Raw genomic sequence first — 23211 nt, forward strand, 5'->3', positions numbered from 1 at the left:
CGGGGTCCAGGATCGGAGCCCAGCCGGGGTCCGGGGCCCAGCCCGGCCGAGGTCCAAGGGGCGCAGCCCTCTGGCGGGGTTGAAGGGGCGGCAGCCCCTGGTGGGGATCCCCCCTCTGGGGGGAGGGACGGGTAGGGGCGGCGGGGGCGAAAACCACCCGCCTCAGCCCACGTGCAGCCGCACTCCCCCGTCGGCCACCTCAACCCGCACCTGCGTAAGGTCCCGCACCACCACATCCGGCCCATGGAACCCGGCCCGAGGCCCGACCCCCACCACCCGCATCCCCGCAGAACGCCCCGCCTGAATCCCCGCCCCCGAGTCCTCGAAGACCACACAGTCCGCCGGAGCCACCCCCAACTCGGCCGCGCCCTTCAAGAACCCCTCCGGATCCGGCTTGCTCGCCCCCACCGACTCGGCGGTCACCCGCACATCCGGCAGCGCCAGCCCCGCCGCAGCCATCCGCGCCGTGGACAAGGCCACATCCGCCGACGTCACCAACGCATGCGGCACGGACGAGGCTCGCAGGCCGGACAGAAACTCCCCCGCCCCCGGAATCGCGACGACCCCCTCCATGTCCGCCGTCTCCTCCGCGAGCATCCGCGCGTTCTCCGCATGGTTCTGCGCCATGGGCCGCCCGGGCAGCAGCAACGCCATCGAGGCGTACCCCTGCCGCCCATGGACGACCTTCATGACCTCGTCCCCGTCAAGCCCGTGCCGATCGGCCCAACGGCGCCAGATCCGCTCCACGACGGCGTCCGAGTTGACGAGGGTGCCGTCCATGTCCAGCAGGAGGGCGCAGGCGGTGAGCACGGCGGTGGCCGTCATCGGCAACTCCTAAGCACGGGGCGGGAAACAAGGTGGTCCCGCCCGCCGGTCAGGGAAAACGGGCGGGAGCCACTTTGTTCCCCCACGGTACAAAACCGTTCCATGATCCCGCCACCACCCACGGCAAACGTTCACCGACCGTTCAGCTCACCCGAGGATCACCCGAGGATCAGCCGAAGATCAGCCCGAAGATCAGCCGAAGCCCACCCGCACATCACCCGGCGACCGCCTCCCACAGGCTCCACACCCCGAGCACCAGCATCAACAGCGCCGCCACCTGCGTGATCAGCGTCAACGGCACCCGCTTCATCAGCGCCCTGCCGCCCACGATCCCGAGCCCGGCCACAGCCCACAGCGCCAGCACCGCACCGAGCCCCACCGACAGCGGATCGTCGTACCGCGCAGCCAGATTCGCCGTCATGATCTGCGTCAGATCACCGAACTCGGCGACGAGAATCAGCATGAACCCCGCCCCGGACACCTTCCAGAAGGACTGGTTCTCCGGCCGCCGGACCTCCCCCTCGCCCTCGTCCTTCTTCAGCAGCAGCATCGCCGCGCCACCCAGGAACAGCACACCGGTCAGCGCGTGCACGATCTGCTGCGGCAACAGGGTCAGGACACTCCCCGCCGCGACGGCGAGCGCGACATGCAGGGCGAACGCGGCGGCAACCCCCGCGAAGACGTACGACGCCCGGTACCGCGTACCGAGCACAAGCCCCGCAAGCGCCGTCTTGTCCGGCAGTTCCGCGAGAAAGACGACGCCGAAGACAAGCGCCGTCACACTGAAGCTGATCAAGGTTCCTCAATCGGTCGGGGCCGCCCCACCGAGAGTGCAGTACCGCTTACACAAAGACACCTCGGCACGGCAGCACACGGAAAATGCACTGCGTTGCCGAAGGTCTCGCTGGCAGGACCCCGAATCCGAGGTCCGCCTCCGGGCGCCGGCTCAGACGAGCTGAGCAGTATGTCGACGGTCCGGCGAAGAGCTACTCCCCTTCTGCGCGATCCATCGTACGTGATCGTTTCACCGTAAACCTTGTCATGTCATGCACGCGTCATTAACTTCTCACGCAACGCACACCTCCCCGCAACACGGCGTGGCGAGCATTCCCTCGCTCGCACGCCCAACGCCCCCACACCCCAAGGGAGTTCGCATGTCGAAGTTCTACGCGCGTCGACGGCTGAGCATACTCGCCGCCTTCACCGGTCTCACAGCCTCCGTCAGCCTCTTCAACGGCCCGACCGCCTCCGCCGCGCTGCCCACCCCGGTCAGCGCGTCCACCGCCCGGACCTACCTCGCATCCCTCACGGTCGCCACCGAGGACCGCACCGGCTACAGCCGCGACCTGTTCAACCACTGGATCACCATCTCGGGCACCTGCAACACCCGCGAGACGGTCCTCAAGCGCGACGGCTCGAACGTCGTCACCGACTCCTCCTGTGCCGCCACCAGCGGCAGCTGGTACTCCCCGTACGACGGCGCCACCTGGACCCTCGCCTCCGACCTCGACATCGACCACCTCGTCCCGCTGGCCGAGGCCTGGGACTCCGGCGCCGACAACTGGACCAGCTCCAAGCGCCAGGCCTTCGCCAACGACCTGACCCGCCCGCAGCTCCTCGCGGTCACCGACAACGTCAACCAGTCCAAGGGCGACCAGGACCCCGCCACCTGGATGCCGTCCCGCACCGCCTACCGCTGCACCTACGTCCGCGCCTGGGTCCAGGTGAAGTACTACTACGACCTGTCCGTGGACTCCGCCGAGAAGAGCGCGCTCACCAGCTACCTGAACGCCTGCTGATCCCGAAGGCCCCGGAACCTCCCCACTGACCTCCGTCGTTCCGTACCGTACGGGGCGACGGAGGAGAGTGATCGTTGTGGCGGACCTGCGCCTTGGACCCCTGCTGAGATACGCCGACGGCTCGTCCGCGACCGTCTGGGTCGAGACGAGCCGTCCGTGCGGCGCCGAGGTGCGCGGCGCGGACGGCGCGCGTGGTGAGTCCCGCACCTTCCAGGTCGCGGGCCACCACTACGCCCTGATCGAGGTCACCGGCCTCACACCCGGCACCACACAGCCGTACGAGGTGTTCCTGGACGGCACGCGCGTGTGGCCGCTCCCGGACTCCCGTTTCCCGCCCTCGGTGATCCGCACCCCGGCCGAGGACGACACCGTCCGCGTCGCCTTCGGCTCCTGCCGCTGGGCCGCCCCGCCGGAGGGCGGGCACGACACGGTCGGCCCGGACGCCCTGGACACCCTCGCGGCCCGGATCGCGGCGGACCCGGACGGCGACCGCCCGGACGTCCTGGTGCTGCTCGGCGACCAGGTGTACGCCGACGAGGTCTCCGAGGACACCCGCCACTGGCTCGCCGCCCGCCGCGACCTCAGCGAACCCCCGGGCAGCGAGGTCGCGGACTACGAGGAGTACACCCGCCTCTACTACGAGTCCTGGCTGGATCCCGAGGTGCGCTGGCTGCTCTCCACCGTCCCCAGCTGCATGATCTTCGACGATCACGACGTCATCGACGACTGGAACACCTCCGCCTCCTGGCTCGCCGAAATGCGGGCCACCCCCTGGTGGCGCGAGCGCCTGCTGAGCGGGCTGATGTCGTACTGGGTCCACCAGCACCTGGGCAACCTCACCCCGGCCGAGCTGGCCACCGACCCGCTCTACGCCGCCGTACGCCAGACCCCCGACGGCACCGACGAGTTGCGCGCCTTCGCCTGCGGGGCCGACACCGACCCGGCCTCGGTGCGCTGGAGTTACCGGCGCGACTTCGGCCGGGTACGGCTGCTGATGGTCGACACCCGCGCCGCCCGCGTCCTCGACGAACAGCACCGCGCGATGCTCGATCCGGGAGAGGCGCAGTGGCTGCGCGAGCAGATACACGAGGGGCGCGGGGACTACGACCATCTCCTCATCGGCACCTCGCTGCCCTGGCTGCTGCCGCATCTGGTGCATGACGCCGAGGCCTGGGACGCCGCGCTGTGCCGGGGTGAACGGGGCGAGCGCTGGGCCCGGTTCGGGGAGCGGCTCAGACGTGCGGCGGACCTGGAGCACTGGGCGGCCTTCCCGGCGTCCTTCGACGCGCTGGCGGAGGCGATCCGCGAGGCGGGTTCGGGGCCCGGGGCGCCGGCGACGGTGTGCGTGCTGTCGGGGGACGTCCATCACGCGTATGTCGCCGAGCCGACCTGGCCGGAGGGCAGCGGGCCTGAGGCCCGGGTCGTCCAGCTGACCTGCTCTCCCGTCCACAATTCCATCCCGCTGTACATCCGCCTCGGCTTCCGGTTCGGGTGGAGCGCCCTCGCGCGGGCGCTGGGGCGGCGGATCGCGGGGCACGGCGGGGTGCCACGGCCGGGTGTCGACTGGCGGCGCACGGGCGGGCCCTGGTTCGGCAACCAGCTGATGACCCTGGCGCTGCGCGGGCGTTCGGCGTCGGTGCGGCTGGAGCAGGCGCGGCCCGTGAAGGGCGGCGGGGCACGGCTGCGGATGGTCGCCGAGTCCGAACTCAGCCCGTAATAGGCCCCTTTCGGGCGGTTGTCGCACCTGTGGCATCCGATGCCCCTGATGCCAGTGACGCATCCCACAGTCCTCGCACCCCGGGCCCGGATCCACCCCCTGCCGACGGCATGATGAGGCGGACCGTCCGCTTCCAACGGAGTCGGCGGTCCGCCCGCCCACGCGCCCCACCGCCCGGGAGTCACCCTCTTGTCTGCACCGACCACGGACCCCGCACCCCTGGCCGTCGCCGTGGTCGGCGCCGGCCCGCGCGGTACCAGCGTCCTGGAACGCCTCTGCGCCTCCGCCCCGGAGCTCCTCCCGCCGGGCGCCCGGCTGACGGTCCACGTGGTCGATCCGGCCCCGCCGGGCCCCGGGCGCGTGTGGCGCACCGCCCAGTCGCCCGAGCTGCTGATGAACACCGTGGCCTGCCAGGTGACGCTGTTCACCGACGAGAGCGTGGACTGCTCGGGCCCGCTGCGCCCCGGCCCCAGCCTGCACGAGTGGGCAGCCGGCACGCTCGGCCCCGACGAGTACCCGACCCGCGCCCACTACGGCCGCTACCTGGAGTGGGTGTTCGCCCGCACGGTCCGCGAGGCGCCGCCCACGGTCCGCGTCGAGACCCACCCGGCCCGCGCGACACGGCTCGACGACGCCCCCGACGGCCGCCAGACACTCACCCTCGACAACGGCCGCACCCTGACCGGCCTTTCGGCGGTCGTCCTCGCCCAGGGCCACCTCCCGACGGCCCCCGACGCCACACAGCGCGGCACGACCGCGTACGCCGAGGAGCACGGCCTGCGCTACACCCCGCCCGCGAACCCGGCCGACGTCGACCTGTCGGCCGTACTCCCCGACGAACCCGTGCTGTTGCGCGGTCTGGGCCTCAACTTCTTCGACCACATGGCCCTGTTGACCACCGGCAGGGGCGGCCGCTTCGTCCGCGGCGGGCAGGGGCTGCGGTACATCCGCTCCGGCAACGAGCCGCGCCTGTACGCCGGTTCGCGTCGCGGTCTGCCGTACCAGGCGCGCGGCGACAACGCCAAGGGCCCCTACGGCCGCCATCTCCCCCTGGTCCTCACTCCCGAGGTCATCGCCGCCTTCCGCAAGCGCGCCGACTCCGGCGAGGCCCCGGACTTCCTCACGGAGATATGGCCGCTGGTGGCGAAGGAGGTGGAGACGGTCTACTACGACGCACTGCTCGGCTCCTCCCCCGACTTCACCGACCGCTTCCTCACCGCCCCGCACCGGAGTCCCCAAGAGTCCGCCGTACTGGACGAGTTCGGGATATCCGAGGCCGACCGCTGGTCCTGGGACCGGATCTCCCGGCCGTACGGGGGGCGGGATTTCGCCGACCCGATGGCCTGGCGCGGCTGGCTGCTGGCCTATCTGCGCGAGGACGCCCAGCAGGCCGCCCTCGGCAATGCGGCGGGCCCACTGAAAGCGGCCCTGGATGTGCTGCGCGATCTGCGCAACGAGCTGCGGCAGATCGTGGACCACGGCGGACTGAGCGGGGCTTCCCGCCGGGACCATCTGGACCGCTGGTACACCCCGCTCAACGCCTTCCTCTCCATCGGCCCGCCCCGGCGCCGCATCGAGGAGTTGGTGGCGCTGATGGAGGCGGGCGTGGTGGAGGTGCTCGGGCCGCGCCTTGAGGTGCGGGAGGAAGGCGGGGCGTGGGTCGCGCACTCCCCGGCGGTGCCGGGTTCGGCGGTCCGGGTCACCACGCTCGTCGAAGCCCGGCTCCCGGAACCGGACCTGCGCCGCACGGCCGACGAACTCCTCGGCCGGCTGCTGAAGACCGGGCAGTGCCGTCCGCACACGGTCGACGGGTACGAGACCGGCGGACTGGACGTGACCGGGCGACCGTATCGCCTGATGGACCGTCAAGGGCACGCGCACGCACGGCGGTTCGCGTTCGGGGTGCCGACCGAGGGCGTGCACTGGGTGACCGCGGCGGGGGCCAGGCCGGGCGTGGATTCGGTCACACTTTCGGACGCCGACGCGGTGGCGAGGGCCGTTCTGCGTACTGCTACGGAGGAAACGGAGCCCGCCGTACGGCCGAATGTTGAACTTGCAAGCACCATAAGGCCTGCCTAGCCTAGGGCTCACAGGCACTCCCGTCCCCACGGATCCAAGGAGCCCCCACATGACCGGACGCCTCAACAGCGCCCAGCCGTATGCCCTCGGCCTGTTCCGCATAGTCGTCGGACTGCTCTTCACCTGCCACGGCGCCTCCTCGCTCTTCGGCGTGCTCGGCGGCCAGACCGTCGAGACCGGCGCCTGGCCCAACTGGTACGCCGCCGTCATCGAGTTGGTCGGCGGCAGCCTGGTCCTGCTCGGCCTCGCCACCCGCGCCGCCGCCTTCATCTCCTCGGGCGCGATGGCGTACGCCTACTTCAAGGTCCACCAGCCGGAGGCCCTGTGGCCCATCCAGAACAGCGGTGAAGGCGCCGCGATGTTCTGCTGGGCGATGTTCCTGCTGATCTTCACCGGCTCCGGAGCATTCGGCCTGGACCGCCTGTTCGCCAAGCGCTCCTCGGCGCGGCGCGAACCGGCCGCGGAGCAGACGCCCGTGGCGGTCTGACGTACGACGACGGCGCCCGTCCCGGTGGGGGCGGGCGCCGTCGTCGTCAGCCGACCCCGCCGGTGAACATCACGTGTTGAACACACGTGCCCCCTGTGAATCACCCGTCACTCCCTGCCGCGTACGCTGTACAACCACGGGGGAAACGGGGAGTCGGGGTGCTGGAGAGTTTCGAAAGTGTTGGATCATTGGCCGCCAGCCCATGGATCTACGGGGTCGTAGCCCTGTCGGTCCTGCTGGATGTGTTCGTGCCGGTCCTGCCGAGCGGCGTACTGGTGATCATGGCCGCCACCACGGCGGCAGCGGGTACGGCCGCCGAGGTCCCTGACATCCTGGCGCTCACACTCTGCGCCGCCACCGCGTCCGTCCTGGGCGACCTGGTCGCATACCGCCTCGCCTGGCACGGCGGCGCCCGCCTGGATCGCGCTATCGCCCGCTCCCGCCGTCTGACGACCGCGCAGGAACGTCTCGGCGCCGCCCTCTCACGCGGCGGCGGCGCCTTGGTCGTCCTCGCCCGCTTCGCCCCGGCCGGCCGCTCAGTCGTCTCCTTCTGCGCCGGTGCGGCACACCGCCGCGCCCGCGACTTCCTGCCCTGGTCGGCATTGGCGGGCCTGTCATGGGCGACCTACAGCGTGGCGCTCGGCTACTTCGGCGCGCAGTGGATGGGGACCAGTTGGCTGGCGACCGGGGTGTCGCTGGGGGCGCTGGTGGCGGCCGGGGCGGGGGCGACGTATCTGGTGCGGCGACGGCCTGCCTGACCCGGGGCAAGAAGAAAGGCAAGGGTTCAGACATCCCTTGCCACTCTCAACTTATAGCGCACAGGGGGCCTTGCGGCAAGGCCCCCCAGGTGCCGCACAATCGCTCATCTCAACGCCAGTAGCTGCGGAAATGAGTGATTCACGAAGTGAGTGCTTCTTTGTCGATCGACCTGTCCAGTGAGAGCGCGTTCGACCTTCCCGAGCGACTGGCCGCCAAGGCCGATCCGGCTCTGATCGCCGCCGACGAGCGGCACTTCGCGGCCATCGCCGAGAGCCTGGAACAGACCATCACCGAACTGTCCGAGCAACTGGCCGCCGAACTCAAGGCGCCCGGCGGCGCGGGCCGCGCGGCGATGGACCGGGACACGGAGGTCCACCGGCTCACCGGCCGGCTGCGCGCCCTGCGCCGCTTCGGACTCGACCTGGTCCTCGGCCACATCGTCGCCGCGGACGAACCGGAGCCCGTGTACATCGGCCGGTTCGGCCTCACCGACAGCACCGGCCGCCGGCTGCTGCTCGACTGGCGCTCCCCCGCGGCCGAGCCGTTCTTCGCGGCCACCCACGGCAACCCGATGGGCCTCGCGAGCCGCCGCCGCTACCGCTGGAAGAGCGGCCGGATCAGCGACTACTGGGACGAGGTGTTCACCGCCGACGGCCGCGAGGGCCATGCGGCACTCGACGACCAGTCCGCCTTCATCGCGAGCCTCGGCACCAACCGCTCGGACCGGATGCGCGACGTACTCGCCACCATCCAGTCCGACCAGGACGCCATCGTCCGCGCCGGATCGCGCGGCGCCCTCGTCGTCGACGGCGGCCCGGGCACCGGAAAGACCGTCGTCGCCCTGCACCGCTCCGCCTACCTCCTCTACTCCGACCCCCGCCTCGGCCACCGGCGCGGCGGCCTGCTCTTCGTGGGCCCGCACCAGCCCTATCTGTCGTATGTCTCCGATGTCCTGCCCAGCCTCGGCGAGGAGGGCGTGCAGACCTGCACGGTGCGGGATCTCGTCGCCGAGGGTGCCGGGGCGCCGGAGGAGACCGATCCGGAGGTGGCCCGTCTGAAGTCCTCCGCGGACATGGTGCGGGCGATCGAGAAAGCCGTCACGTTCTACGAGGAGCCGCCCACCGAGGGCATGACGGTCAGCACCCCCTGGGCCGACGTCCGGCTCAGCGCCGCCGACTGGGCCGAGGCCTTCCAGGCCCCCGGACCGAGCACCCCGCACAACGAAGGACGCGACCTGATCTGGGCGGAACTGGTCACGATCCTGCTGGACAAGCACGACGGCGACATCCCGCCCGAGCAGTTCCGCAGGGCGCTCCAGCACGACGCGGAGCTGGTCGAGACCCTCGACCGCGCCTGGCCGCTGCTCGAAGCCGCCGATCTCGTCGGCGACTTGTGGTCGGTCCCCGCCTATCTGCGGCTGTGCGCGCCCTGGCTCGCCCCCGACGAGGTCCGGCTGTTGCAGCGCAAGGCGGCCCCGCAGGCCTGGACGGTGTCCGACCTGCCGATCCTGGACGCGGCACGGCAGCGGCTCGGCGACCCGAAGGCGGCCAGGCGCAGGCGCCGGGCGCAGGCCGCCCTCGACGCCCAGCGCGACCGTATGGCCCAGGTCGTCGAGAACCTGATCGCGGCCGACCACGACGGCGAGGGCCTGATGACCCAGCTGCGCCGCGAGGACTTCCGACGCAACCTGGTCGACGAGTCCGAACTGCCCACCGCGGACCCGGACTTGCTCGCAGGACCCTTCGCGCACATCGTCGTGGACGAGGCGCAGGAACTGACCGACGCGGAGTGGCAGATGCTGCTGCTGCGCTGCCCGTCCCGCAGCTTCACGATCGTCGGCGACCGCGCCCAGGCCCGGCACGGCTTCACCGAGACCTGGCGGGAACGGCTCGAACGGATCGGCCTTGACCGGGTCGAGGTGGCGTCCCTCAGCGTCAACTACCGCACCCCGGAAGAGGTGATGACGGAGGCGGAGCCGGTCATCCGGGCGGCGCTCCCGGACGCCAACGTACCGACGTCGATCCGGAGGTCGGGCATCCCCGTGCTGCACGGCCCGCTCTCGGACCGGGACGCGATCATCGAGAGCTGGCTCGCCGCGAACGACGACGGGATCGCCTGTGTGATCGGCGACCCGACCTTCCGGGCCACCCCCCGGGTCCGGTCGCTGACTCCGGAACTGTCGAAGGGGCTGGAGTTCGACCTGGTGGTCGTGGTGGACCCGGAGAAGTTCGGCGAGGGCATCGAGGGAGCGGTGGACCGCTATGTGGCGATGACCAGGGCGACCCAGCGGCTAGTCGTCCTCACCTGATGTGTCGCGGGTGTGCTTGGCCTTCATCCGGGCGTCCACCCGGTCGGCGGCGGCGACCTCCGCCCAGAAGCGGTGCGTGCTGACGAACACCGCGAGCTCGTGCTCGCGCTGCCGGAGCTTCTCCACGGCTGCCTGCTCATCGGCGGTCCAGCCGGGAGAGGCGGGCCGCTCGATCTTCCGCCAGCCGTTGTCGTCACTGAATCCGTCCAGCGGCTCGACCGACCAGGGCAGCCGCTTGAGCAGGGCCGACAGCTCGGCCCTGACCTGATGCAGCTCCTCCTGACCGGCGAGGAGGTCACTCGGAAAGTCATAGGTCGTAGCCACGGCCGCAATGGTACGCCTGTTCGATTTTTGGTCGCGAGTTACTTCGCGGGGTTCATTCGAACGGGTGCGTGATGTCCTGAGCCGCCATTAGTTCGTACTCGGGAACCGACCCCACCCGGCCGAGAGACTCATCGCACCGCCCAAAATGGACCCATGACCCCACTCTGGACCGCACGCCCCGAGACGACCGCCGACATCGACGCCGTCCGTGAGATCGTCCTCGCCGCGTTCGAGACGCCGCTGGAGGCCGACCTGGTGGACGCGCTGCGGACCGACGACGCCTGGATCGACGGCCTGTCCTACGTCAGCACCGACACCGACGACGAACCCGTGGGCTACGCCCTGCTGACCCGCTGCCACATCGACGACGTACCGGCCCTGTGCCTGGCCCCCGTCGCCGTCCGCCCCGACCACCAGCGCACGGGCGCGGGCGGCGCGGCGATCCGGGCGGCCCTGAACGCGGCGCGGGAGAAGGGCGAACGCTTCGTGACGGTCCTCGGCCACCCCGCCTACTACCCGCGCTTCGGCTTCACCCGCGCCTCCGCCCATGGCATCGGCGTGACCTTCGACGTCCCGGACGAGGCCTTGATGGCTCTCGCCCTGGGGGCCGATCCCCTGCCCGAGGGCACGATCCGCTACGCGAAGCCGTTCGGCGTCTGACGGCGGCGGACGACGACGTGAATCAGTACCCGGCAGCCCGAAGCTCCCGCACGAGACGGGCCGTAACGGGCACGGCGACGCCATACCGCTCCGCCGCACGCAGCAGCGCCCCGCCGATGGCGTCCAGCTCGATGGGACGACCGGCCTCGACGTCGCGCTGCATGGAGGACTTGGTCGCGGGCGGGAACGCGTCGTAGCGAGCGAGAGCCTGGGCAGGATGGGCGGGACCACCACACGCCCGACTGACAGCAGCGGTCTCCTCGACGAGAGCGGTCAGCTCCTCCCGGTACCGCGTACGCACGTCACCCAACGGAAGCCGATACCGGGCGGTGAGCAGGGCGAAGGGCGCGAGGAAGGACATCTTCGCCCACAGGGCACCGGTCTCGTCCTCAAGCACACGGGTAGTGGGCCCGGCCTCCCCAAGAACCCGGGCCAGCGCGTCCAGCCGCTCACGGGACACGAGATCACCGGTGAGATCGATCTCGGCAAACGGACTCCCGTGCTCGATGACACCCGGGGCGACACGGGTGGACTCGACGCGGATCACGCCAGGAGCGACAAGGTCCGGACGGTACCGATCACGCAGCACAGCAGGATGCTCGACACCATTGAGAAACGGTACGAGGAGGGCGTCGCCGAGAGCCTTGGCCGGAACCCGCTCCAGGGCCGCGTCGAGGGAGGTGTGCTTGACGGCGACAAGACAGGCGTCCACGGGTTCACGCAGAACGGTATCCGCTTCGACGGGCGCCCCGAAGTCCCCGTAAAGCCCACTGCGCACCTGAATCCCGGAGTCCCGCAGGACGCCGACGGTCCCCTCGCCGGCCAGACAGATGACCCGGCACCCGGAACGGGAGAGCAGCGCACCGAGTAGGCCCCCGATGCCACCGGGTCCGAGTATCGCGACGGTGAAGTCGGTCATGGATGTACACCCCTTCATCGGTCGGCCCCATCTGAGTCGGTGGCCGCCACGCGGCGATCATGACAGACCCGATGACCACTCGGGGGCGGATTGTCAGTGCCGCGAGTAAGACTGGACGCATGTGCCGCAGCATCAAGACACTCCGCCCGCCGGTATTGCCCGAAGAGGCCACCGAAGACGAGATCAGGGCCGCCGCCCTCCAGTACGTCCGCAAGGTGTCCGGCTTCAGAGCCCCGGCCGCCCACAACAGGGACGTCTTCGACCGAGCGGTGGACACCATCGCCGAGGCCACGGCAGAGCTCCTGGCAGGCCTGGAGGTAAGAGGCCAGACAGCCCGCAAGGCCGGCTGACGAAGAAGGCCCCGGCCATAACGGCCGGGACCTTCTCCTCCGATGTGGGCGCGGACGGTTTCGAACCGCCGACATCCTGCTTGTAAGGCAGGCGCTCTACCCCTGAGCTACGCACCCGGGATGAGTCGACAGCGTACCTTGCCCGGGGCACTGCCCCGCAAACCCAGGGGTTAACCTCGCAAAGTCACGGTCCGAACCGCGAACTGACCGGCCCGTGTGTTCGTCCTTAACCGGTGGGAGAATGACAGCGCCGGGCAGGGCGGACCACAGCACGGGAGAGGGATGTGACGGCGACACCTTCGCAGTCGGACTCGCCGTCGGTGCCGCGCGCACCTCGTCAGGCATTCAAAGACACCCTCACCCTCGTCGGCCTGCCGCTGCTCGCCGCGCTCGTGCTGCCCGCCGCGTTCGCCGGCGGCGGCACCCGGCGCTGGTTCGGCGGGCGCGCCGAGAGTCAGCGGGCCGAGGCGCAGGCCGCGAAGGACGCCGCCGCGGCCGCGTTCTACGAACTCGACACCGCCCAGCGCGATCTGCGGATCTCGATCGAGACCATCACGGCCGTCGACGACTCCCCCGCCGCCCGTCGGGCGGTCACCGACTTCCAGGCGATCAGCCGGCGTATCGACGAGGCCAGCCATCAGTACATCGAGGCCGTCGACGCCCATGACCTCGACCGGGACGATCTGGAGGCCTCGACCGCCGCGCAGGCGCGCACCGCGCTGACCAGGGCCAAGGAGGAGCTGGTCCGGGTCAAGGGGGAGCTGGACCGTTTCGGGGACGGGCTCGGGCCGCTGCTCGGCAAGGCGGAGACGCAGCTGGCCCGGCTGGCCCCCGCCGTGGAGCGCGCCCGGCAGGGGCTGCTCGCCGCGTCCAACGCCCTGGATACCGCGCGGTCGTCGGGGCTGAAGGCGGACGACCTCGCGGCCCGGCTCGCGGCTCTGGCGCCGGAGCTGACCAGGCTGAACCAGGGTGCCGGGCAGCATGGCGTGCCGCAGACGCTGGAGCGGGCCGAGCGTGTCGCCCGGGAGGCCGAGGCGGTGCGCGTGGAGGCGGGCCGGCTGCCGGAGCGGGCCGCCGAGATCGATCATCGGCTGGTGTCCCTGCGGACTCGGGCGCAGGCCCTCACGACCCGTTCCGGGCAGGTCGAGCCGGTTCTGAGTGAGCTGCGGCGGCGGTTCACCGCGGCCTGCTGGCAGGATCTTCAGGGGGTGCCTGATCAGGCTGTGGAGAATGTGCGGCAGGCCGAGCTGAAGCTGAAGGAGGCGCAGGCGGCGCGGGACGAGCAGCGGTGGCCGGATGCCACGGCGCTGTTGTCCACGGTTCGGGCGCTGCTGAACTCCACGGACGAGTCCGTGTCGGCCGCCGGTGACCGGCTGCGGCGGCTGAACGCCGTGCAGAAGGATCCTGCCGCCGAGATCGACCGTACGCGGTTCGCGATCCGGGATGCGCAGCGGTTGGCGATGGCCGGGCGGAACACGCCTGATCCTCGGCATGCCCGGCCGCTGGACGACTCCGTCGGTCGGCTGGAGCGGGCGGTCGGCACCCTGGAGGGGCGCCATCCCGACTACTGGCACTTCTTGACGGAGATGGAAGCGGTGCGGCGGACCGTGGCTCGGGTCGTGGCGCAGATCCGTGGGGAGCGGGGTGCCTCCGGCGGTTAGTCTGTCGGCATGCCTCGCTATGAGTATCGGTGCCGGACGTGCGGTGACACCTTTGAACTGAGTCGGCCCATGGCTGAGTCCGGCGACCCCGCTGCCTGCCCTGTGGGGCATGACGACACGGTGAAGTTGTTGTCGACGGTGGCTGTGGGTGGCACGGCGAGTGCGAGTGCGCCCGCGCGTCAAGGGGGCGGCTGTTGCGGTGGTGGGTGCTGCGGCTAGTCGGCTCACTGCGGGTGCGTGGGGGCTGGTCGCGCACACGCGGCGGAGCCGCACATTGATACAGCCCCGCGCCCCTTATAGGGGGCTTTGGCCCCCATACCCCCGAACGACTACTTCGGCGCCTGCGTCTCCCTCAGGAACTCCCTGAGAATCCTCTCCCCCGCCAGCACCCCCCGCTCCGGCAGCGAGCTGATCCCCGGCGCCGTCCACTCCGCGTCCGCCAGTTCCCCGTGCCCGGGGCGCCAGCCCTTGTCCGCCGCGAGGAGCAGGTCCGCGTCGAGGAGTGAGTCGCCTGCCGCCAGCGTCAGGTCCGCGCCTGTGCGTCGGGCCAGTTCATGCATCGCCGCGCTCTTGGTCAGCGGCTTGGGTACGGCGTAGATCTTGCGGCCCTGGAGCGAGACCGTCCAGCCTCGGTTCTCCGCCCATACGGCGAGTTCCTTCACCCAGTCCTCGGGCAGCAACTCCCGTTCTACGACCAGGTAGGCGAAGAAGTCCTCGGCGACCCGGTGCTTGCGTACCCACATCGGGTCCGCCGTCGCCATCAGATGCTCGCGGACCTCGTCGAGGGGTGCGCACTCCTCGGCCAGTCGGGCCCTGACCCGGGCCTGCCATTCGGGGTCGGAGACGCCGTCCACCAGGAGGTGGCCGCCGTTGGCGCAGATCGCGTACTTCGGGGGCGGGCCGGGGAGGTTGATGCGCTGGTACTGCTTGCGGGTGCGGGTCGTGGTCGGTACGAAGAGCGCCGCGTCGCCGAGTTCCGCCAGCAACTGCGAGGCCGTTTCGGTCATGTACGACAGGGGCTTGCTCTCGTGCACCTCCACGCACAGCAGCCGGGGCGCCCGCGCGTCCGGCATGGTCAGCGCGAGGGCCGCCGAGGAGTAGATGAGGGTACGGTCCAGATCGCTCGCCACCAGCACCGGCATCAGAGGGTCACCGCCTTGCCGTCGGCGCCCGTCGCACCGCGCGTGTACTTGGGGTGGATCAACCCCACGCAGGTGTACGGCAGTTCGGCGACCTCTTCCACCGGGACCCCTCTCTGTTCGGCGAGCAGGCGGACATGGTCCAGGTCGGCCCCGGCCCCCGCTCGCGCCAGGATCTTCCACGGCACCCGGCGCAGCAGCACGCGGGTGGTCTCGCCGACGCCGGGCTTGACGAGGTTCACGTCGTGGATGCCGTACTCCTCGCTGATGCGCTCAACCGCCGCCCAGCCCTCCCAGGTTGGCGTCCGGTCGGCCGACAGCAGTTCCTTGGCCTGGGCGTCCACCGCGTCCGCGACCTCGGTGAAGCGGGCGGAGACGGCGTCCAGGAAGTCCACCGAGACATCGGCGCCTGCGAGTTCGCGGTAGAACTTCGCGCCGTGGTAGTCGTTCGGGCCGACCAGGTCCGCGCGCAGGACGGTACGCGAAATCAGGCCGGACACCGTCGAGTTGAGGCACGCGGAGGGGATCAGGTAGTCCTCGCGGGTGCCGTACGTCCGTACGCAGGAGCCCGGGTCGGCCAGTACCGCGATCTCCGGGTCGAAGCCGGTGACGCCCTCGGCAGCCTCGAACTCCTCGATGGCGGCGGTCAGTTCGCGGGTGATGGCGCCCTTGCCGGTCCAGCCGTCGACGAAGACGATGTCCCGCGGGTCGTGGTGGGCGGCGAGCCAGCGCAGCGCGTTGGCGTCGATGCCGCGGCCCCGCACGATGGAGACGGCGTAGTGCGGCAGGTCCAGGCCGTGGCGATGCTGGGCCCAGCGGCGCATCAGGACGCCGACCGGGGTGCCCGCGCGGGCCAGCGACACCAGCACCGGGCGCGGCGAACGCTCGGCCAGCACGACCTCCGTCACCGCGCCGACCGCCTGTGCGAGCCGGGACGCCGACTCCTCCAGCGCGGCCTGGAACAGCTGCTGGTACTGCTCGCTGGGCTGGTACTCCACCGGCAGCGACTCCGCGTAGTGCGCGCCGCCGCTCTGGATGGCCTCCTCGCGCTCCTCGGTCGGCGCCTCCAGGGTCACCTCGGACAGGTCCTGGAGCAGCCAGCCGACCTCCTCCGGGGGGTACGAGGAGAAGGCGGGGCCGCGGAGTGGCTCGGGCAGCATCGAGGGCCTTTCGGGTACGTACAGGGGCTCGGGGACGTAGGACGGTACGACCACGAGCAGGACGTGCGGGGTGTGTTCCCCGAGCCGGTCCAACAGGCCGCCGGGGGCGTGCAGTTCCGGGGTGTCGGCCGTTGAGTCGACTACGGCGACGATCGCGTCGAAGTCGGCGCCGGCGACGTTGTAGGCGTAGCGGTCGCCCGGGCCGTCGGCGGGGTCGTCGTGGGCGGGGAAGACGAGGCGGGTGCGTATCGCGTAGCCGGGGTCGTCGACCGCGAGGACCGGTGAGCGGGTGGTGGTGGAGTAGCGGATCTCGGCGTCGGTGATCTGCTCCAGCTCGCGGGCGAGGCGGAGGGGGGCGTACATCAGCTCTTCGAAGCCGAGGATGTGCACGCGGTGGGCATTGGCGGGCAGTGCTTCGGCGAGCCTTGCGGCCATGGCGGGGAGGGCGGCTTCCAGGCGTGTTCGGTGCGCCGGGGTGAAGCCGTGTCTTCCGCCGTCGGGGAGGCCGCGGGGCCAGTGCAGGTCTATTCGGTTGATCGTCGGCTGCGGGCCGGTGGGGGCCGGTCGCGCAGTTCCCCGCGTCCCTAGGGAGGTGGTCCGACCGTCGGCTTCAAAGCTCGCGGCCCCGCCATCGCCCTCAAGGGGCGCGGGGAACTGCGCGACCAGCCACGACGATCCCGCAGACGACCAACCACCCGTCGCGGCACTCTCTGCCTCGTACCGCGCCACCAACTCCTGCCCCTGCTCCAACACCCCCTCCGGCAGTCGTACCGTCCCCGTAGCGGCGGCTACAAGATCAACCCGGGCTCCGATCTCCCTGGCGAAGTCCGCGAGGCGGCTCGCATCGGCCGCCGAGCGCATATCCACCAGCGCCACCACGACGTACCGTCGCCGCGGATAACGCTGGTGAAGATCCCGGATGGTGTTCAGCACCGTGTTCCCCGTGGAGAACTCGTCGTCGACCAGGATCAGCGGGCCGTCGCCGACCAGCAGGGACGGGTTCTCGGGCAGCAGCAAATGCGAGGTCGCGTGGGAGTGGGACTCCTCGAAACCGCCCGCAGGGGCCACTCCGGGGACCGGGCGGCGGGTGGAGTGGAGGTAGGGGGCCAGGCCCACGCCGTCGGCGACGGCGTGGCCGAGGCCGGTCGCGGTCTCCGCGTAGCCGAGGACGACCGCGGCGGCCGCCTCCTCGGCGCCCAGCAGGTCGCGGACCCGTCGGCCGAGGGCGAGGCCATGGCCGTAGACCACGGACGGCGACTGCGGGACGTGCTTGCCGAGCACCTGGGAGACGAGCAGATGCGCCCGCTTGGGGTTGCGGCGCAGCGCGAGTCCCAGCAGGTCCTTCAGCGTGTCGTCGCCCTTGAGTTCGACCCCGAGCCGCTCGGCGACCCAGGTGCCGGACCAGACCGCGTTGTTCACTGCCTTGTTCATGCGTCCCTTGGTTTGTGAGGTGTCAGCCGGGGATTCCGGCTGCGAGCAGCTCGACGAAACCGACGTCCTCGTTGGCCACACCGAAGACCTCGGCGCGCAGCAGGGTCCGCTCGGCCCAGGCGCGGTGCGGCTTCACCTCGTTCATCTTGTTCGTGTACGCCGACCGCAGCACGCCCCCGCCGCCGCGCTCGGGCCGCAGGATGTCCTGCGCGTCGCTGAACTCCTCGTGACTGACCACGGACAGCGCGTGCACGGGCAGGACGTGGGAGGGGTGGATGCAGGTCTTGCCGGTGAGGCCGTTGGCCTGGTCGAGGGCGATCTCGCGGAGCAGGCCGTCCATGGCGTGCTCGATGAGGGCCTCGCGCAGTTCCTCGGCCTGGCCCTCCAGGAAGGGGCTGCGCCGCAGCTGGGGCTTGAACATACGTTCCTGCACGCGGAAGTACTCCCACACCGGGCCGGTCACGGTGAATCCGGTGCCGTCGGCCCGGCCGAGCATGTTGACCACGTCGGCGATGACGGAGGCGACGATCTGGACGTCGTACGCCGTCATGTCGGGAGCCCGGCGAAGACCGTAGGAGGAGCAGAAATCGGTCACGCCGAGGCGCAGCGCGAGCACTCTTTCACGATACTTGTCGACCGCCCGGAAGATCCCCTCCAGCGTCTCCACCCGGGACTCACGGAAGAGCAGCTCGGGCGACTCCAGCACGGGCATGGCGAAGAGTCGCCGCCCGCTGGCCGCCTCGGCGCTCGCCACCGCCTCCAGAAAGGGGATGCCGCGCTCCTCGGTGAACTTCGGCAGCACGAACCCGGACAGCAGGCGTACGGCGGGGCCGAGGCGTCGTACCAGGTCGGGGATCTGTTCGGGGGCGCGGACCCGGATGAAGAGCAGCGGCAGGTCCGCCCGCTCCCGGGCGGCGAGGTCGGTGAACTGGCGGACGAGGTTCTCCTCGCCCGCGGCCACGTCCTCGTCGCCGATCGAGTCCTCCAGGCACAGCACCATCGAGACCACGCCACGTGCCGCCTGCTTGAGGGCGTCCTCGGCGAGCCGGGGCCGGGTGGCCGGGCTGTACAGCGTGGCGCCCAGGGCCGTGGAGAGCAGCCGGACCGAGGAGTCCGCGTCGAACTCGCAGGGCTCCTGGTGGAAGAGGCGCTGCCGCACCTCTGGGGCGATGTGCCCGAAATGACGCATAAAACTCCCCCGTGGTGGCTGAGCGACCCCTGCGATCCGTTCACAGGTGGCCGGTAATAGTACGTAGAGACCTATGTCAGGGGTTCCCGTAGGGCATGAATTTCTGGTAACGCGCGTAAGGACATGGTCAGCTGATCATGTACCCCCGCGTTGTCGTGATCACTACCGAGAGGGCAGGATGACCGCATGACGCACGCGATGCTGAAGGGGTCGAACGTCCCGCTCGAAGCCACGACCGTACGTGCCGTGCTCCGCTGGACGCCCGGGCAGGGGGTCCCGGATGTCGACGCCTCGGCGCTGCTCCTCGGCCCCGACGGTCGTGTGCGATCCGACGAGGACTTCGTGTTCTACAACCAGCCCCGTCACCCCTCCGGGAAGGTCTGGCGGCTCGGCAAGAAGCGGGTCGCCGAGGGCCTCACCGACACGATCCAGACAGATCTCTCCGGTGTCGAGCCCGACGTCAGCCAGATTTATCTGGTCGCTTCGGCGGACGGCGCCCCCTTCGACCACGTACGGGCGCTCCGCATCCTGCTGTACGACGCCTCCGTCGCCGACGGTGAGCCCCTGCTGCACTTCGACATCAAGCCGGAGACCGGCGAGGAGACGGCGCTGATCTGCGGCGAGCTGTACCGCCGCGGTGAGGGCTGGAAGTTCCGCGCGCTGGGCGAGGGCTACTCGAACGGCCTGGAGGGCCTGGCCACGGACTTCGGCATCTCGGTGGAGGAGGAGTCGGAGGCGGCGGCCGCGCAGGAGCCCCCGGAGGAGCCGAGGTCCCAGCCCCTGCCGCCCGAGCAGCCGACCACGGCGGTGCCCCCGCAATCGGCGTACGGCTTCCCCCAGACCCCGCCCACGACCCAGCCGGCCTACGGCTACCCCCAGCCGACCAGCCAGCCGGCCTACGGCGGCTACGGCTACCCGCCGCCGGTGACGCCGGTGACCCCGGTCCCGGCGGGCGATTTCCGGCTGCCGCCGCAGGGGCCGCAGTTCATCGGACGGTAGCGGTGCGCGGGGCTACCGGTCCGACTTGGCCTTGTAGCCCCGCCCCCACTGCAATCCCCACCCGTACAACCGGTCGAGTTCCGCCTGGAACCCGTACACGAACTTGACCTCGCGTCGGACGAAGATCTCGCCCTTCACGTTCTCGATCATCACCACCGCGCAGGACCGGGCCTGCGGATGCCGTTCGTCGAGACCGATCTCGATCCGCGGGCCGTTGCTCGGATAGAGCGTGACCATCGCCTGGGTCCGGTCGAACGCCGGCGTCTGGTCGTAGATGTACACGAAGACCAGCAGCCGCTTGATGTTCTCGCGCTGATCGAGGTTGACGTACATCGTCTCCCCGGACGCCGACCCGAACCGGTCGTCCCCGCTGAGCTTGACGTACGGCGGCGCGTTGACGTCCCCGAGGAACCCGCCCAGGGGCTGGACCACGCCCTTCGAGCCGTCGGTCAGCTCGTACAGGCACCCGAGGTCCAGGTCGACGTTGACCATGGACTGGCTGTGCCCGATGACCTCCGGCGGCTTCAGCGCCTTGAAGGGATGCCGCAGCAGGCTCTCCCGCTGCGGCCCGCCTATGTCGGAGCTGCGCATCCGCCAGTTCAGATTGATCCGCAGATGCCCGGTTGCCGCGTCCTGCTTGGTGAGGGAGACCTGGCCGTGCCGCTTGGTCAGCTCGATCGCGTTGGACGACGCGCTGCCCGAGTCGAACTGGGCGGCACGTCCACTCCGGAGCAGCCCGTCGAACAAGCCCATTCCCGCCCCCACATGCACTCAGGTAAGCCGACGGGGCGGCCGGGCTTCCGGCCGCCCCGTCGAGAAGCGTTCCTCACTCCGAGGGGTGTCACACCCCGGACGAGACCTCAGTCTTGTCCGAGGCCTCCGCTTTTCCCTCGGCCGCCGCGAGCGCGCGGTTGCGGCGGACGGAGGACCAGAAGGACCAGCCGATCAGGATGACGCCGATGGAGCCGGTGATCAGCTCGCTGATCTCGTACTGGATGGTGATCAGCAGGATCGCGGCGAGGGCGCCGATCGCGTAGTGCGCGCCGTGCTCCAGGTAGACGTAGTCGTCGAGGGTGCCCTGACGGACCAGGTAGACCGTGAGCGACCGGACGTACATGGCGCCGATACCGAGGCCGAGGGCCATCAGGACGATGTCGTTGGTGATGGCGAAGGCGCCGATGACGCCGTCGAAGGAGAAGGACGCGTCCAGGACCTCAAGGTAGAGGAACATGAAGAACGCGGCCTTGCCGGCCAGGACGATCGCCGAGCGTGGCTTGCCCGCGCGCTCCGCCGCTTCCTCCTCCTCGTGCTCGCGCTCCTCCTCTTCTTCGAGCTTGTCCTCGAAGTAGCCGGAGAGACCGCCGACGATCATGTAGGTGATGAGACCGGCGACGCCGGAGAGCAGAACCGTCTCTGCCTTGTCCGCGCTGCCCGCGTGGAGATGGGCGTGGGTCGCGAAGGTCATGGAGGTGACCAGCAGGACGATCAGCGCGATGCAGACCGACAGCATGTCGACCTTGCCCAGCTTGGCCAGCGGGCGCTCGATCCAGCCGAGCCACTTGATGTCCCGGTCCTCGAAGATGAAGTCGAGGAAGATCATCAGCAGGAACATGCCACCGAAGGCCGCGATCGACGGGTGGGCGTCGGTGACGAGCTGTTCGTAACGATCCTTGTCGGTCAGTGCGAGGTCGACGGCCTCGATCGGGCCCATCGAGGCGCTGATGGCGACGATGACGACAGGAAAGACCAGCCGCATACCGAAGACAGCGATCAAGATGCCGATGGTGAGGAAGATCTTCTGCCAGAAGGCATTCATCTTCTTCAGGATTCCGGCGTTGACCACTGCGTTGTCGAAGGACAGCGAGATCTCAAGGATGGAGAGGATCGCCACGATACCGAAGGCGGTCCACCCCCCGATGAGGACCGCTGCGACGAGGCCGAGCGCGGTGACCGCGAACGACCAGCCGAAGGTTTTCAGAAGCACTGGCTACCCAATCCTGTATGTACGGGTCTCCCCCGCGCCGTACTCGGCTTTACGAACTTTTGAAGCCGAAGTCTAGTCGGCCCCCCTTCGCAGCCCACCCTGGCCCGGCTTTTGCTCATATCGCGTTATGAGACGTTGACCCCGAAGTCCAGTGCGATGCCCCGCAGTCCCGACGCGTACCCCTGTCCCACCGCCCGGAACTTCCATTCGCCCTGGTAGCGGTAGACCTCGCCGAAGATCATCGCCGTCTCGGTGGAGGCGTCCTCGCTGAGGTCGTAGCGGGCGAGTTCCTGGCCGTCGGCCTGGTTCACCACCCGGATGAAGGCGTTACTGACCTGCCCGAAGGTCTGGCCGCGTTCGTCGGCCATATGGATCGAGACAGGGAAGACGATCTTGTCGCACTGGGCGGGCACCTTGGAGAGGTCGATCACCAGCGACTCGTCGTCGCCGTCGCCCTCACCGGTGAGGTTGTCACCGGTGTGCTCCACGGAGCCGTCCGGGCTCTTGAGCTGGTTGTAGAACACGAACCACTCGTCGCCCATCACCCGTCCGCCGTTGCACATCAGCGCACTGGCGTCGAGGTCGAAGGGTGCTCCGGTGGTGGAGCGTGCGTCCCAGCCGAGCCCGACCATCACCTGGGTGAGGTTCGGTGCGGCCTTGGACAGGGAGACATTGCCCCCCTTGGCGAGCGTGACGCCCATGATGCTGGTCCTCCCCAGGTGCTGCTTCTTTGGTTGTTTCCCCGCGCTTGTTTCCCTGCGCGTCCGGCGCCGCACACAAACCGTGCGGCGCCGGGCGGTTGGAGCGCGGGCTACTGCTTCGCTCAGACGTTCACACCGAAGTCCTGCGCGATGCCGCGCAGGCCCGAGGCGTAGCCCTGGCCGATGGCGCGGAACTTCCACTCCGCGCCGTGACGGTAGAGCTCACCGAAGACCATCGCGGTCTCGGTGGAGGCGTCCTCGCTGAGGTCGTAGCGGGCGATCTCGGCGCCGCCGGCCTGGTTGGCGACGCGGATGAACGCGTTGCGCACCTGGCCGAAGGACTGCTGACGGTTCTCGGCGTCGTAGATCGACACCGGGAAGACGATCTTCTCCACGTCGGCGGGGACGCCGGCGAGGTTGACCTTGATCTGCTCGTCGTCGCCCTCGCCCTCACCGGTGAGGTTGTCACCGGTGTGCTCGACGGAGCCGTCCGGGCTCTTGAGGTTGTTGAAGAAGATGAAGTGCGCGTCGCTGGCGACCTTGCCGGACGAGTTCAGCAGCAGCGCGCTCGCGTCCAGGTCGAAGTCCGTGCCGGTCGTGGTCCGGATGTCCCACCCGAGACCGACGATGACCGCGGTCAGACCGGGCGCCTCCTTGCTCAGAGATACGTTGCCGCCCTTGCTGAGGCTGACTCCCACGAGTCCTCCATTGATGTCCAGG

At 70.0% G+C, this 23211-nt stretch carries 22 protein-coding genes and 1 tRNA gene; 11 read left to right on the forward strand and 12 right to left on the reverse strand.

Annotation, left to right across the window (positions count from 1 at the left end):
• Positions 1 to 162: 162 nt before the first annotated feature.
• Both H4N64_RS07435 and H4N64_RS07440 read right to left on the reverse strand, forming a co-directional pair.
• Positions 163 to 825: an HAD family hydrolase gene (locus H4N64_RS07435; protein ID WP_186281310.1), complete on the reverse strand. Its 663-nt coding sequence runs from the start codon at positions 823 to 825 to the stop codon at positions 163 to 165.
• Between the two features lie 214 nt (positions 826 to 1039).
• Entirely contained in the window at positions 1040 to 1621 is a 582-nt protein-coding gene (locus H4N64_RS07440) for a TMEM165/GDT1 family protein (protein WP_186281311.1), read from the reverse strand.
• A gap of 358 nt (positions 1622 to 1979) precedes the next feature.
• Between H4N64_RS07440 and H4N64_RS07445 the strand changes: the two genes are divergently transcribed.
• From H4N64_RS07445 to helR, 6 genes are all read left to right on the forward strand, one after another.
• Complete coding sequence (locus H4N64_RS07445; protein ID WP_186281312.1) at positions 1980 to 2624, forward strand: HNH endonuclease family protein; 645 nt, start codon at positions 1980 to 1982, stop codon at positions 2622 to 2624.
• A 76-nt stretch (positions 2625 to 2700) separates the two neighbouring features.
• Positions 2701 to 4341 carry a DUF7800 domain-containing protein gene (locus H4N64_RS07450; RefSeq protein WP_186281313.1) on the forward strand — a complete coding sequence of 547 codons (1641 nt, stop codon included), beginning with the start codon at positions 2701 to 2703 and terminating at the stop codon, positions 4339 to 4341.
• Between the two features lie 189 nt (positions 4342 to 4530).
• Positions 4531 to 6420, forward strand: coding sequence for an FAD/NAD(P)-binding protein (locus tag H4N64_RS07455; protein WP_186281314.1), 1890 nt, complete (start codon positions 4531 to 4533; stop codon positions 6418 to 6420).
• Between the two features lie 49 nt (positions 6421 to 6469).
• The gene (locus H4N64_RS07460; protein ID WP_186281315.1) at positions 6470 to 6907 is read left to right on the forward strand and encodes a DoxX family protein; all 438 of its coding nucleotides are present in this window, start codon (positions 6470 to 6472) and stop codon (positions 6905 to 6907) included.
• Between the two features lie 158 nt (positions 6908 to 7065).
• On the forward strand, positions 7066 to 7665 hold the full coding sequence (locus tag H4N64_RS07465; RefSeq protein ID WP_186281316.1) for a VTT domain-containing protein: 600 nt from the start codon (positions 7066 to 7068) through the stop codon (positions 7663 to 7665).
• Positions 7666 to 7811: 146 nt separating this feature from the next.
• The gene (gene helR, locus H4N64_RS07470) at positions 7812 to 9974 is read left to right on the forward strand and encodes an RNA polymerase recycling motor ATPase HelR (RefSeq protein WP_418896249.1); all 2163 of its coding nucleotides are present in this window, start codon (positions 7812 to 7814) and stop codon (positions 9972 to 9974) included.
• Here helR and H4N64_RS07475 read toward each other — a convergent pair.
• Positions 9957 to 10298 carry a hypothetical protein gene (locus H4N64_RS07475; protein ID WP_186281317.1) on the reverse strand — a complete coding sequence of 114 codons (342 nt, stop codon included), beginning with the start codon at positions 10296 to 10298 and terminating at the stop codon, positions 9957 to 9959. The genes helR and H4N64_RS07475 overlap by 18 nt on opposite strands.
• 153 nt (positions 10299 to 10451) lie before the next feature.
• On the opposite strand from H4N64_RS07475, the gene H4N64_RS07480 reads away from it, so the two are divergent.
• Entirely contained in the window at positions 10452 to 10958 is a 507-nt protein-coding gene (locus tag H4N64_RS07480; RefSeq protein WP_186281318.1) for a GNAT family N-acetyltransferase, read from the forward strand.
• 22 nt (positions 10959 to 10980) lie between these two features.
• Here the strand turns inward: H4N64_RS07480 and H4N64_RS07485 are convergent, their stop codons facing one another.
• Complete coding sequence (locus tag H4N64_RS07485) at positions 10981 to 11877, reverse strand: ketopantoate reductase family protein (RefSeq protein ID WP_186281319.1); 897 nt, start codon at positions 11875 to 11877, stop codon at positions 10981 to 10983.
• A gap of 119 nt (positions 11878 to 11996) precedes the next feature.
• Between H4N64_RS07485 and H4N64_RS07490 the strand changes: the two genes are divergently transcribed.
• Positions 11997 to 12227, forward strand: a complete 231-nt coding sequence (locus H4N64_RS07490; protein ID WP_186281320.1) for a DUF2277 domain-containing protein — start codon at positions 11997 to 11999, stop codon at positions 12225 to 12227.
• Positions 12228 to 12272: 45 nt separating this feature from the next.
• Here the strand turns inward: H4N64_RS07490 and H4N64_RS07495 are convergent.
• Positions 12273 to 12344: transfer RNA gene (locus H4N64_RS07495), tRNA-Val, on the reverse strand.
• A 167-nt stretch (positions 12345 to 12511) separates the two neighbouring features.
• Here H4N64_RS07495 and H4N64_RS07500 point away from each other — a divergent pair.
• Positions 12512 to 13888: a hypothetical protein gene (locus tag H4N64_RS07500; RefSeq protein ID WP_186281321.1), complete on the forward strand. Its 1377-nt coding sequence runs from the start codon at positions 12512 to 12514 to the stop codon at positions 13886 to 13888.
• A 9-nt stretch (positions 13889 to 13897) separates the two neighbouring features.
• Entirely contained in the window at positions 13898 to 14107 is a 210-nt protein-coding gene (locus H4N64_RS07505) for an FmdB family zinc ribbon protein (RefSeq protein WP_186281322.1), read from the forward strand.
• Between the two features lie 110 nt (positions 14108 to 14217).
• Here the strand turns inward: H4N64_RS07505 and H4N64_RS07510 are convergent, their stop codons facing one another.
• Genes H4N64_RS07510 through H4N64_RS07520 form a run of 3 tightly spaced genes read right to left on the reverse strand, consistent with a single transcriptional unit; the run spans position 14218 to position 18807 of the window.
• Positions 14218 to 15030: an HAD family hydrolase gene (locus H4N64_RS07510; RefSeq protein ID WP_186281323.1), complete on the reverse strand. Its 813-nt coding sequence runs from the start codon at positions 15028 to 15030 to the stop codon at positions 14218 to 14220.
• On the reverse strand, positions 15030 to 17618 hold the full coding sequence (locus H4N64_RS07515; protein ID WP_186281324.1) for a phosphoribosyltransferase: 2589 nt from the start codon (positions 17616 to 17618) through the stop codon (positions 15030 to 15032). Before H4N64_RS07515 ends, H4N64_RS07510 begins: the two co-directional genes overlap by 1 nt.
• 22 nt (positions 17619 to 17640) lie before the next feature.
• Complete coding sequence (locus tag H4N64_RS07520; RefSeq protein WP_186281325.1) at positions 17641 to 18807, reverse strand: HpcH/HpaI aldolase/citrate lyase family protein; 1167 nt, start codon at positions 18805 to 18807, stop codon at positions 17641 to 17643.
• A gap of 186 nt (positions 18808 to 18993) precedes the next feature.
• Here H4N64_RS07520 and H4N64_RS07525 point away from each other — a divergent pair, with 186 nt between their 5' ends.
• On the forward strand, positions 18994 to 19806 hold the full coding sequence (locus H4N64_RS07525) for a TerD family protein (protein ID WP_186281326.1): 813 nt from the start codon (positions 18994 to 18996) through the stop codon (positions 19804 to 19806).
• A 12-nt stretch (positions 19807 to 19818) separates the two neighbouring features.
• On the opposite strand, the gene H4N64_RS07530 is transcribed toward H4N64_RS07525, so the two are convergent.
• The 4 genes from H4N64_RS07530 to H4N64_RS07545 form a co-directional block, all read right to left on the reverse strand.
• Entirely contained in the window at positions 19819 to 20559 is a 741-nt protein-coding gene (locus H4N64_RS07530; RefSeq protein WP_186281327.1) for a TerD family protein, read from the reverse strand.
• 88 nt (positions 20560 to 20647) lie between these two features.
• Positions 20648 to 21790, reverse strand: coding sequence for a DUF475 domain-containing protein (locus H4N64_RS07535; protein ID WP_186281328.1), 1143 nt, complete (start codon positions 21788 to 21790; stop codon positions 20648 to 20650).
• A 125-nt stretch (positions 21791 to 21915) separates the two neighbouring features.
• On the reverse strand, positions 21916 to 22491 hold the full coding sequence (locus H4N64_RS07540; protein WP_186281329.1) for a TerD family protein: 576 nt from the start codon (positions 22489 to 22491) through the stop codon (positions 21916 to 21918).
• 122 nt (positions 22492 to 22613) lie between these two features.
• The gene (locus H4N64_RS07545) at positions 22614 to 23189 is read right to left on the reverse strand and encodes a calcium homeostasis/redox stress adaptation protein (protein WP_186281330.1); all 576 of its coding nucleotides are present in this window, start codon (positions 23187 to 23189) and stop codon (positions 22614 to 22616) included.
• Between the last annotated feature and the right edge of the window lie 22 nt (positions 23190 to 23211).

It is taken from the genome of Streptomyces cupreus (assembly GCF_014257025.1).
Classification (GTDB): Bacteria; Actinomycetota; Actinomycetes; order Streptomycetales; family Streptomycetaceae; genus Streptomyces; species Streptomyces cupreus.